The sequence below is a fragment of the Paenarthrobacter sp. CM16 genome (assembly GCF_013179505.1).
Taxonomy (GTDB): domain Bacteria; phylum Actinomycetota; class Actinomycetes; order Actinomycetales; family Micrococcaceae; genus Arthrobacter.
Map to the genome: position 1 here is coordinate 1 of NZ_JABMCX010000156.1, position 11,487 is coordinate 11,487.

The following is an 11,487-nucleotide window of genomic DNA, read 5'->3' on the forward strand; positions in this document are numbered from 1 at the left end:
CCCCATGGTGGAGGAGTTGAACGCACTCCCTGCGTCGTTCCCGACGGAACACTGGAGTGAAGTCCACCTGGACATCCGCCGGTTGCTCGACAGGGCTGTGCGTTGGGTCCTGGGGCAAGGGATGGCGTCGCAGCCGATTTCCGCGGTGGTGGAATCGTTCAAGCCGATGATGGCACCCTTGCGGGCCAAGCTGTTGGATTACCTCCGTGGCGAGGACAAGACACGCATCTCAGGCTGGCTTGAGAAGGCGCGCAGCTGGGAACTGCCGGAGCACCTTGCCCACAGGTGGGCGGAACTGTTCGAAAGTTACGCGCTGTTGGATATCGCGAGGATTGCCCAGACCGGCGGCGGCAGCGTCGAAGAGGTTGCACACGTCTACTACACGGTGTTCAACCGCTTCCACGTCGATTCGCTGCTGGAGCGGATCAGTTCCCTCCCGCGTGATGACCGGTGGCAGGCATTGGCCAGGGCTGCCCTTCGCGATGACCTCTATTCAACCGTTGCGGATATGACGACGTCGGTGTTGGAGTCGACGGAGTCCGGAACCTCGGCGGAAGATCGCCTGAAGGCCTGGGAAGGGCAGAATGCCGAGCAATTGGGCAGGGCCAAGACCATGTTTGACGAGGTCAACGCGCTTGAAGCCGACGACATGGCTTCACTGTCGGTAGCATTAAGGCTCTTGAGGTCAATCGTTCGACGCTAGGGGCAATCCCGGCGTCGCAAATGGAGGTGCAGTGGCAATCTTTACAGACCCCATCAGGGAACACGCTGATTTCGGGCCTGGAGATGCCGAATGGCTGCACCTCCTCGTCGGTGACTGGCAGATGGTCGCCGACTTGGCATTCGCGGACCTCGCTCTTTGGTTCCCGCATCCGGAGTTCGGTTATATCGCCCTCGCCCACGTCCGTCCGTCGACATCACATACGGTGTTTCATGCGGACTTCGTGGGGGAGGGCATCCGTTCCGATCTTCGTCCGCTGGTGGATAAGGCATGGAACAGCCGCTCGATCGAACGATCCAGCGAAACGAGCTGGAGCAGCGAGATGGCACTGCGGGTGGAAGCTGTGCCCATGGTTCGGAACGGCAGGACGCTGGCCGTAGTAACGTCCCACATGGATCTCTCCAGCTCCCGCATGCCCTCCAGGCTGGAACTGACGTATCGACAATGTGCCTACGACCTCCTGCGTATGGGAACCCTGGGACTGTGGCCCGACTTCGCTTCCCCCACGGGATCACGCCGCGGAGCACCGCGTGTGGGGGACGGACTTATCAGGCTCGATGCCGAAGGCATCGTTCAATACGCGAGCCCCAACGGCGTGTCAGCCTTCAGGCGCCTCGGCGAAGTCGAATCGCTGGAGGGCAGGTCCTTGGCGGAGGTGACGGCCGGTCTCCTCAAGGACCGCCGCATGGTGGACGAGACACTGCCTCTGGTGGTCACAGGACGAATGCCGTGGCGTAGCGAGATTGAGTCACGGGGCGTCAGCCTTTCCCTCCGAGCGATCCCCTTGCGCGACGAGCAACACCGTTTCGGTGCCCTGGTCCTATGCCGGGACGTCTCGGAACTACGCCGCCGGGAAATGGAACTCGTCACCAAGGATGCCACCATCCGGGAGATCCATCACCGGGTGAAGAACAACCTTCAAACTGTGGCGGCGCTGCTGCGGATGCAGTCGCGCCGAATGGTCAGTGACGAAGCGAAGCAGGGCTTGGAACAAGCCATGCGGCGCGTGGCAACCATCGCACTCGTCCATGAAACCCTGTCCCAAGGGCTGACGCAGAGCGTTGATTTTGACGAGCTGATCGGACGGCAGTTCCGGCTCTCTGCCGAGGTGGCGTCGCCGTCCCAACAAGTGCGAACAGAACGTTCAGGGTTGTTCGGCGAGTTGCCCAGCGATTTCGCCACACCCTTGGCCTTGGTCATCAACGAATTGGTGACCAACGCCGTGGAGCACGGCCTCGAGGGACGGACTGGAACTGTCTGGCTGTTGGCCGACCGGGCCGACGGAGACGGAAACGACGAATTCCTGACGGTCACCATTGCTGATGACGGCGTTGGCCTGCCGGATGGTCAGTACACCGAAGGCTTGGGCTTGCAGATTGTCCGCACGCTGGTGACGAGCGAGCTCGGAGGATCAATTCAGTGGAGCCCCCGCGACGGAGGGGGAACCGCCGTCGAAATTGTGCTGAACCTGGCCCGCGCTTAGGCGTTCGCTGTGCTTGACCGGGTGGGGCCGGGGAGAGCGCCACAATCCATGGCTTAACAAAGAAGGCCGCAGACCAATTGGTCTGCGGCCTTCTTTAATTCCGAGAACTAGGAAGCGCGGCGTGCGCGGGCAGCGCGACGCTTGAGAGCCCGACGCTCGTCTTCACTCATACCGCCCCACACGCCGGCGTCTTGCCCGGACTCCAAAGCCCACTGCAGGCAAGTGTCCACTACGGGGCAGCGGCGGCAGACGCTCTTTGCTTCCTCGATTTGCAGAAGTGCTGGTCCCGTGTTGCCGACTGGGAAGAAGAGCTCCGGGTCCTTGTCGAGGCAGGCTGCGCGATTACGCCAATCCATGCTGATCAGTCACTCCATTCGTGAGAACTAGATAGGGCCTTTTGTGAAAACATTCACGAGAGGCTCCAAAGGAAAGGGGCCCGCATGGGCCCCCTTGGTCGTCTGAGTCAAGCGTTTCATGTTAACGCCTTGTAAACAAGGGGTGTTAGTGGTCGAAATGCCCGGAATCCGTGAGCGATGCATCACATCAGCCGCCAGTGCCCTCACTGCTAGATGACTATGTCCGGTAGTGTGCCAGTGTGTCAAGACCTCCCGTAAACCCAGCCCAACCCGCCTCCGGACCGGAGCGGGGAGAAGAATCCGACGCGCAGGCGCACAAGGAAACCAGTGGCACTGCCGGCGATCGCCGGCCCCGAGGTGTCGCCGTGATTTCGGCTGTTGTCCTGCTCGAAGCCCTCGCGCTGATGGCGGCCGCTGCCTGGTACGCGTACCAGTTGCTTACCGGTGCGCCGGTGCTGACCTTCTGGGGCGCCGTTTTCACGCTGGGGCTGCTCCTGGCATTCTCAGTGTGGTTGTTCGCGGTGGGGCATTACCTGTTCCGCGGATACAGATGGACCCGGGCGGCTGCGTTGGTGGCGCAGTTATTCGTTTTGACCATCGGCTTTCCGACGATGACGGGCGGGCTTGTACTGCCGGGCCTGGCAATGATCATCCCTGCCGTCGCGGCGATCGTTTTCCTTTTCCACAAGGACGTCATTGCTTACGCCTCACGCACGGGCGGGACCACCGGGGTACTCTAGTCGGCCTCTAAAGGGGAACTGTCGGGCTCTGACGCGGAACTGAGGTCAGCGCGGGCAGGGATCCCCGTTGTGAGAACCCCTTGAAAAGGCAGAACTTCTCCTCCGTCTATCAGATAGCCGCGCCCGGGGCGCGTTGGGCGCTCTGTTTCCAGGCGCACTCCGAGGAGATCGCCATCGTGCGGTGTTCCCGGTGCCAGGATCAAGCCCATCCTTGAAGTCTGGACTTCCCGTGCCAGCGGCAATTGCTGGATCAGCGCCGGACCGGGAGTGGCTGTCATGACGACGCCCCGGACCCTTCCAAGCAATGCAGTGAGTGCTTGGCGCCCCGGGGCCTCCAGCGAATCAGCGTCGTCCACCAGCAGGACGCTCTCCGGGTCCAGATCTCCTGCATCCTGCGCAGCCGAGGACCAGAAACGGTCCGCAGACGTTCCAGCTGGCGGGAAAACCCAGGAAACAGAAGGATTCAGGCGGCGGAGTGATGCCAAAGCGGCACTCTTTCCGGATCGATGGCTGCCGAGGATGATGCTGGCACCGTGAAGTTGGAGGGGCAGCGAAACAGGCTGCGCTTCATCCCCTCCAACACCGAGCCAGAGAGGGCCGCCTGCTTGCTGTCGGGCAGCTTCCGTCACCGACGATGACATGAGTCCCTTGCTGAATTCCTGTTCATCCAGCCGATCAGGCAGGGGGCGCAGGCTGAAAGGCGGTTTTCGGAGTGGGAAGGGCACGAAAGGCCAGCGTCCCGTTTCGGGCGCTGCGCGGAACTGCGTGACCACAACATCTCCGCCGACGAAGTTCCCTGTGGCGACGGCGCGCCCTGCAATGGCTTCCACCTCCGGAAGACGCGGCCAATGGAACCGGGCCTCGTCCGTAGAGCCTGCAGGAAAATAGGCCCGGTTCTGAATCGCGGCAAAGAAGCGCGAACTGACCAATTCCCGCCCGCCGCAGATCAAAACCGCGATGCCGAGCGACCGGCCATCGCGCACGATGTCCTGCACGAGGCTTTCTGCCCAGCCCAGGGGCCCTGCGCGAAAGGACGTCGCCCAGGAGCACCACCCTGTAATGATCAAAGCCAGGGGTTCAGCGGCGTTGGCAGCGTCGCTGCTGGTGCGTCGACGATCCATCTCCTCGGCAAGGCGTTTCAAGACACGCGCCGCAAGGGGCAATTGGTGCAGGCCGACGAGGGCTCCCATCCTTTCGTGTCCTGCGAGATCGCCCAGTATTCCGGCCGCGTCCAGGACGTAGGGATGAGGCTGGGGACCTTGGGCCGCCAGCATGGCCGAAACTGCCCGGAAGCAGGAGTGCATGCCGCTCGAAGCGCTGCCGATCATGGCAAGGTGTCCTTGTTCTGCCGGCACCCATTGCAGGTTCTCTACGGTTTGCCGCGTGGGTTTGTCGGCCAATGCCAGCGGTCCAACACTCCATGCCGCTGTTCCAGTGACGGGGGAAGGGGCGTCCAGCGGAGAAAGTCCGGTGGTCCAGGGAATTGCGGACGGCAGGGGAGGGGCCACGGGGTAGCGGGGGAGATGGCTGCCCTGCCGCTGCCAGGCATACTGTACAGCCATAACAAGTCGCCTGACACCGTCATCGCGGTGGGCAACCCGTTGTTTGGCCACCGCGTGGGGTGGCGAGCCCTGATGGCTTGAACCGGTGGTCAGTGCTTGGGTGGTGCCCAGGACGAGCTGCGGGGAGCCGACGGCAGGGCCATCAATGGCATTGGGATCGTTGGATATCGTCAGGGACGCGGCCTGGAACTCCTCCGGTTCGCTTGGGGCCCGGACCAGAAAGGCTCTTCCCGGGGTATCCGGACGTATGGAGGCAGCCACCTTGGAATTGATGATATCCACTGACTCTGCCGCGGATTGCACCCTCAGGGCGATACTGGAGGCAACGTTTGCCCGGATGTCGGCAGTCAATGCCCCTTGAGGCCTCTGTGTCGCCATCACGAGGTGGATTCCCAGTGAGCGGCCGATGGTGGCGATCCTCATGAGCTCACGAAGGGCGCCGGGAGCCTCGTCAATGAGCATTCGGAACTCGTCGATGACCAACACCAAGTGCGGAACTGCCGGATACGTCCTAGATGCAGCGCGGTGGTATTCGTCCAGATCCGTCGCGTCAGCTGCAACGAAGAGCTCCTCGCGGTACCTGATCTCGCCCCGGAGCGATGCCAGAGCGCGATCCAAGTGGTGCCCGCCAAGGTCGGTCAGGAGGCCGACGCAATGGGGCAGGCCTGCTAGCGGACGTAAACCCGAGCCGCCTTTGAAATCAACGAAGAGAAAGATTGCTTGCTCCGGGGAGTACGTCAAGGCCATGGAAGCAACGAGGGTCCTCAGGAGCTCCGACTTTCCAGAGCCCGTGGTACCGGCCACCAGGAGATGCGGGCCGTCGCGCTTGAAGTCGAAGACCACGGCTCCCTGCGGACCCTGGCCCAAAACCGCTCTAAGCCCGAGCACCTTGGCAGTCTCCTCCCAGCGGAGGGCAACCCTTCGTGTCCCGTACGGAAGCAGTGCACTCAGTGCGCACTGTTCAGGAACAGATTGCTGTTTTTCGGCGCCGACTTGGTGGGTTTGCGCCATGGACCGGCAGAATGCGTCGAAAACGCTGACCGGGACGAGGTCCGGCACAAAAATCCTGCGCTGGCCGTGCACGTTCAGTGTTCCTGTAGTTCCTGACTGGGAAAGTTCGATCGAGGGGCCGGATTGTTCAGCAGGCGTGCCGCATTGAAGCACCTGCCACCCACTGTGGTGTGCGGCGTCCAGAGTCAACGACAAGGCGCCCTCGTCTTCACCCGCCGGTTCATCGACGATGAGCAGCCTCCCATGGACACTGCCGCTCAATTGGCCAATGGCTGTGATGGCCGCCCTGTGCGTCGCCGCAAGAGTTACCCTCGGGAGGAACCTGGCACTTAAAGGCAACCTTCCGACGCTCCCGACGACGACGACGTGTGTCTGCCCGGCGCATGGGAAGGCGGCCATTTGCATCATCACGAAACGCAACAAGGAATCAACGTGGTCTGGAGGCCCGCCAAGGGCCACCACGGGAAGTTGCGGGTCCAAAGCCACTGCCACTGATCCGATCTCCGGTGCACGGAATATCGGGTCATCGGGCACCAGCCGGATGTTTGCCGACGCATTCGCCGTGCCCAGCCGGATCCAGCTGCTGGAAGCTTCGGTGACGGTTCCGCCGGGTAAACCTCCAAGAGATTGGGAAGAAGGCAAATCGGATTGACCCTGTGCTGAGTGGCGGGCCAGCGCTACTGATCTGCCGGACGCAGCCACAGCCAGTTCTGCAGCTGAGGGAGAGCATCGTTGGCGGCGCATCAGGTCTTCCTTGACGGCGTGTGCCACGGCCAATCCCCGTTCGCGGCGGCTCTTGCGTCCGGTCATAAAGGGGACCAGGAGGCTGACCGCAGAAATGACGGTGAAACCCAGGTACATCCACATCCCCGTGGCAAGGGCCAATCCGACGCCGGCAATCAACGGCAGCCCGGCGGTCAGGATGATCGCCGCACGGTTTCCTTGCCGACCAGCGTGCGGCACCTCTAGGGGTTCTTCCACAGAACGACCGGCATCCCGCGAAATTTCCGGAACTGGACCCCGCTCCGTGACCACGGAGAACACACTGTTGCCGCAAAGAATTCTTGATGCCGAGGTCACGGACACTCTCCGGGCCGGCCGTCCATCGACCAGGACCGGGTTGCCGGCCCCGACGCCGGTCAGGGTCATGGCCGTGCTGGAAACATCCAGTACAGCGTGCTCCCTGGACATGCCGGGATCCGGGATGGAAACCTCAACTTTTCCGCGGCCTAGCCGAAACCGGCCTCGATGAACACGGTAAACCAAGCCGGCGCCGGGACCCGAATGAGTGAGCAGCATGAGTGGCGCTGGCTCCGGCTCAGAGACATGGTGCGGGGCGGGCCCATCGACGATGACAGCGCCGGCCACCAGTGGAGGGCTGCCGACGGTTAGAGCTGTTATGTTGTGCCCGTCCACCGCCAATAATCCAGTCCCGCGCTCTTGGCTAAGAATCGACTGTAGGTGGGCTCCGGACGTCCCCGGGGATACCTTGATGGTCAGTTCCTCCGGTGCCGAAAACTGCGCGGCCGCCGGCCCCCTTACCAAGGTGCACTCCAAAGTCATGGCTTCCGTCTTTCCCGTGTTCTGTAACGCGCCGGCTCTTCATGGTGTCCGGCTACACCTGACGCTAGAGGCGTTCGCGAGGTACCGCAGCGCCCGGTCAGGCGTATGTGGACAAACCGGAGGCGATCTTCGCGGACAGCCCTTGACGCTGCGGCATGGTGTCTCAGCTAAGATGAATCTCGTTGTCGCGTGTGCTCAATGAGGAAGGACCTTCACCGGTGATAGTGGTTGCGGAGAGCGCCGATGTGTCAGACAAGGCGGTAATTGGTGATGGATCAAAGATTTGGCATCTTGCCCAAGTCCGCGAGCAGGCCGAGTTGGGCGTTAATTGCATCGTGGGACGAGGTGCCTATATCGGCACCGGGGTAAAGATGGGAGACAACTGCAAAGTCCAGAACTATGCACTTGTCTACGAGCCCGCGGAACTTGAAGCCGGTGTGTTCATTGGCCCGGCAGTTGTGCTGACCAACGACACCTACCCCCGTGCTGTCGGCCCTGATGGAAGCTTGAAGAGTGCCCACGATTGGGAGCCTGTAGGCGTCACCATTCGCGAGGGCGCATCAATCGGTGCCCGCGCCGTATGCGTTGCGCCCGTGACCATAGGCCGGTGGGCCACAGTTGCCGCCGGAGCGGTCGTGGCTAAAGATGTCCCGGATTTTGCCCTGATGGTCGGAGTTCCGGCCAAGCGTCACGGGTGGGTCGGCAAAGCTGGTTTCCCGCTGCAGCGCAGCGGAGAGAACTGGGTGTGTCCGGAAACCGGCGCAACGTATGTTGAACAGAACGAGACCCTTCGAGAGGTAGAGGCATGAGCCCCGAATTCATTCCCCCCGCCAAACCCATCATCGGCGATGAAGAGCGCAAGGCCGTTGATGCCGTGTTGGCTTCCGGCCAGCTCGCCCAGGGCACGGAGGTAGCCTCTTTCGAGCAGGAGTTCTCCCAGGTCCTCCTTGATGGCAGGGCCGCCGTCGCCGTGAACTCCGGAACCTCGGGCCTGCACCTGGGTCTGTTGGCTGCCGGCATCGGCGCCGGAGACGAGGTCATTGTTCCTTCGTTTACCTTCGCGGCTACAGCCAACTCCGTGGCTTTGACGGGTGCTACTCCCGTATTCGCTGACGTTGATCCTGACCACTACACGTTGGACCCGGCTTCCGTCGAAGCGAAAATTACGGACCGTACCGCGGCCATCATGCCGGTGCACCTTTACGGACACCCGTTCAACGTCGATGCGATCGGCGCGCTTGCCTCCAAGCATGGCGTCAAGGTCTTCGAGGACGCGGCACAGGCCCATGGCGCAGCAGTCAACGGACGCAAGGTTGGCACCTTCGGCGACTTTGCCATGTTCAGCCTGTACCCCACCAAGAACATGACCTCTGGTGAGGGTGGCATGGTCAGCACCGGTCTGGCCGATGTGGAGCGTCGCCTCCGGTTGCTCCGCAACCAGGGTATGGAACGCCAGTATGAAAACGAGTTGGTCGGCTTTAACTGCCGCATGACCAACATCCACGCAGCCATTGGGCGCGTCCAGCTGACCAAGGTGAATGGTTGGACGAAGACCCGCCAGGAAAACGCTGCCTTCTTTGATGCGAACATCGAAGGCGTTGTCACGCCGAAGGTCGCCGAAGGCTATGAGCACGTTTACCACCAGTACACGATCCGCATTGCTGAGGACCGTGATGGTTTCGCCAAGGCACTGCGCGAAGAATACAACGTTGGCTGCGGGGTCTACTACCCGATCCCCAACCACCGTCTTGCGCCTTTCCAGACTTCCGATGACCTTCCCGTTACGGAAGAGGCTGCAGCAAGCGTGCTTTCGCTTCCCGTGCACCCGTCACTGAGCCAGGATGACCTTGACCGCATTGTTGCAGCTGTCAATGCCGTCGCCAAGGCGGGTAGCTAGTGGCAAATCTTCGAGCAGGCCTCATCGGACTGGGAATGATGGGGCGCCACCATGCCCGCGTCATCCGTGAGCTTGAAGGCGTTGATCTGGTTGCTGTTGCCGATTCGTTCGGCGACCCACACAACGTTGCCGACGGCCTGACTGTTTTTAACACGGTGGAAGAACTCATCGCGCAGGGCATCGACATGGCTGTGGCGGCAGTTCCTACCATCCTGCATGAGGAAGTGGCACTGCAGCTCGCCGAGGCTGGAGTCCACTGCCTGGTCGAGAAGCCGATCGCCAATGATTCCGAATCCGGCCGACGCATCGCCCAAGCCTTTGAATCGAAGGGGCTCATCGGCGCCGTCGGGCACATTGAACGGTTCAACCCCTCGTTGCAGAGCCTGCGGGATCGGTTGGAGAACGGTGACCTGGGCGAGGTCTACCAGATCAGCACGAGGCGGCAGGGGCCGTTCCCGGCCCGCATTGCCGACGTCGGGGTGGTCAAGGACCTGGCAACGCATGACATTGACCTCACGGCCTGGTTGGCCCAGAGCAATTTCGTCAATGTCGTTGCCCACACCACGTCCCGCAGTGGCCGTGAGCATGAGGATATGGTCACAGCCATCGGACATCTCAAGAGCGGCGTTGTGACAAATCACATTGTCAACTGGTTGTCACCTATGAAGGAACGGACCACCGTGGTCCTCGGCGAACGAGGGGCGTTCATCGCTGACACCATCTCCGCCGACCTCACTTTTGTTGAGAACGGAACGTTCCAGACCGACTGGGATTCCGTGGCGGCATTCCGCGGTGTTTCCGAGGGGTCATCGACGCGCTTTGCCTTGGCAAAGCGTGAACCCCTCAAGATGGAGCATGAGGCTTTCAGGGATGCAGTTCTCGGAAAGTCACTGAACATCGTCACCATGGCAGAGGGGCTCGAGACACTGAGGGTCGCTGAGGCTGTTTTGGATTCCGCGAAATCGGGCTCGGTCATCACTCTCTGAGCACTTCAGATCAAGCAAGGCACCAAGGGGAGGCTGGCCACTGGCCACCCTCCCCTTGCCGTTTCCCGCGGCGGCCCGTCACTACCGTGCGCCGCCCCGGATACGGGGAACCCGCGTCATGTCGGGTAGCCTTGACCAGTAGACGTGGGCATTTCTGTGCCCGCACGCCAATACACAGGAGAGTTTGTGAACGCTGATCTCGTCGTCGTCGGCTCGGGTTTCTTTGGCCTGACCATTGCAGAACGCGCCGCTACCGAGTTGGGGCTGAAGGTCGCGGTGCTTGATCGCCGCCACCATATTGGAGGAAACGCCTACAGCGAGAACGAAGCGCAGACGGGAATCGAGGTACACCGCTACGGTGCCCACCTCTTCCACACGTCGAACGAACGCGTTTGGGAATATGTGAACCGCTTCACCAAGTTCACGAGCTACCAGCACAAGGTGTACACCAGCCATAAGGGTGAGGTGTACCCGATGCCCATCAACCTGGGCACCATCAACCAGTTCTTCCGCTCGGCCATGAGCCCCACCGAAGCGAAGGCGCTCATTGCCGAACAGGCCGGTGAACTGGCCGGGACCGATCCGCAGAACCTCAACGACAAGGGCATCCAGTTGATTGGCCGCCCCTTGTACGAGGCCTTCATCAAGCACTACACAGGCAAGCAGTGGCAGACGGATCCCAAGGACCTGCCCGCTGAAATTATTTCCCGGCTTCCAGTCCGGTACAACTATGACAACCGGTACTTCAACGATGCCTATGAAGGTCTGCCGGTTGACGGTTACACAGCTTGGATTGAGCGGATGGCGGACCACCCCAACATCGAGGTTGTCCTGAACACGGACTTCTTCGACGACGGCGAATATGGCCGGTCTTCCGTTCTTGGCCAGGTGCCGGTCATTTACACCGGGCCGGTGGACCGCTACTTCGACTACGCCGAGGGCGATCTGTCGTGGCGCACCATCGACCTCGAAGAAGAAGTACTTCCTATTGAGGACTTCCAAGGCTGTTCTGTGATGAACTACCCGGACGCCGATGCAGCTTTCACTCGCATCCACGAGTTCCGCCACTTCCACCCTGAGCGTGACTACACCAAGGACGCAACGGTCATCATGCGCGAGTTCTCACGCTTCGCTGAAAAGGGCGATGAGCCGTACTACCCGGTCAACA

8 protein-coding genes and 1 pseudogene are annotated in these 11,487 nt (G+C 61.5%); 7 read left to right on the plus strand and 2 right to left on the minus strand.

Annotated features, from left to right (window positions below):
- Positions 1 to 703: pseudogene (locus tag HP499_RS14345) on the plus strand (NAD-glutamate dehydrogenase domain-containing protein); the annotation flags it as partial.
- A 31-nt stretch (positions 704 to 734) separates the two neighbouring features.
- Positions 735 to 2,204, plus strand: coding sequence for a sensor histidine kinase (locus HP499_RS14350; protein ID WP_026540059.1), 1,470 nt, complete (start codon positions 735 to 737; stop codon positions 2,202 to 2,204).
- Positions 2,205 to 2,311: 107 nt separating this feature from the next.
- Here the strand turns inward: HP499_RS14350 and HP499_RS14355 are convergent, their stop codons facing one another.
- Positions 2,312 to 2,560 (minus strand): WhiB family transcriptional regulator, encoded by a 249-nt coding sequence (locus tag HP499_RS14355; protein WP_003804966.1) that lies wholly within the window; start codon positions 2,558 to 2,560, stop codon positions 2,312 to 2,314.
- 239 nt (positions 2,561 to 2,799) lie between these two features.
- On the opposite strand from HP499_RS14355, the gene HP499_RS14360 reads away from it, so the two are divergent.
- A complete protein-coding gene (locus HP499_RS14360; protein ID WP_172324762.1) occupies positions 2,800 to 3,300 on the plus strand; it encodes a hypothetical protein in 501 nt (166 codons plus the stop codon).
- On the opposite strand, the gene HP499_RS14365 is transcribed toward HP499_RS14360, so the two are convergent.
- Positions 3,297 to 7,436 (minus strand): FtsK/SpoIIIE domain-containing protein, encoded by a 4,140-nt coding sequence (locus tag HP499_RS14365; protein WP_172324764.1) that lies wholly within the window; start codon positions 7,434 to 7,436, stop codon positions 3,297 to 3,299. The two genes, HP499_RS14360 and HP499_RS14365, sit on opposite strands and share 4 nt — an antisense overlap.
- A 191-nt stretch (positions 7,437 to 7,627) precedes the next feature.
- Between HP499_RS14365 and HP499_RS14370 the strand changes: the two genes are divergently transcribed.
- From HP499_RS14370 to HP499_RS14385, 4 genes are all read left to right on the plus strand, one after another.
- On the plus strand, positions 7,628 to 8,245 hold the full coding sequence (locus tag HP499_RS14370; RefSeq protein ID WP_026540062.1) for an acyltransferase: 618 nt from the start codon (positions 7,628 to 7,630) through the stop codon (positions 8,243 to 8,245).
- Positions 8,242 to 9,333, plus strand: a complete 1,092-nt coding sequence (locus HP499_RS14375) for a DegT/DnrJ/EryC1/StrS aminotransferase family protein (protein ID WP_172324765.1) — start codon at positions 8,242 to 8,244, stop codon at positions 9,331 to 9,333. The genes HP499_RS14370 and HP499_RS14375 overlap by 4 nt, the downstream gene beginning before the upstream one ends.
- On the plus strand, positions 9,333 to 10,319 hold the full coding sequence (locus HP499_RS14380; protein ID WP_172324767.1) for a Gfo/Idh/MocA family oxidoreductase: 987 nt from the start codon (positions 9,333 to 9,335) through the stop codon (positions 10,317 to 10,319). Before HP499_RS14375 ends, HP499_RS14380 begins: the two co-directional genes overlap by 1 nt.
- A 186-nt stretch (positions 10,320 to 10,505) precedes the next feature.
- Positions 10,506 to 11,487 (plus strand): UDP-galactopyranose mutase (locus tag HP499_RS14385; RefSeq protein ID WP_172324769.1); only part of this gene is annotated, 982 nt, incomplete at its 3' end.

Excerpts from the sequence above, each read along its gene's own strand:
- HP499_RS14355 (WP_003804966.1), bottom strand. The coding sequence starts at position 2,560 with ATGGATTGGCGTAATCGCGCAGCCTGCCTCGACAAGGACCCGGAGCTC.
- HP499_RS14365 (WP_172324764.1), bottom strand. The coding sequence starts at position 7,436 with ATGACTTTGGAGTGCACCTTGGTAAGGGGGCCGGCGGCCGCGCAGTTT.
- HP499_RS14375 (WP_172324765.1), top strand. The coding sequence starts at position 8,242 with ATGAGCCCCGAATTCATTCCCCCCGCCAAACCCATCATCGGCGATGAA.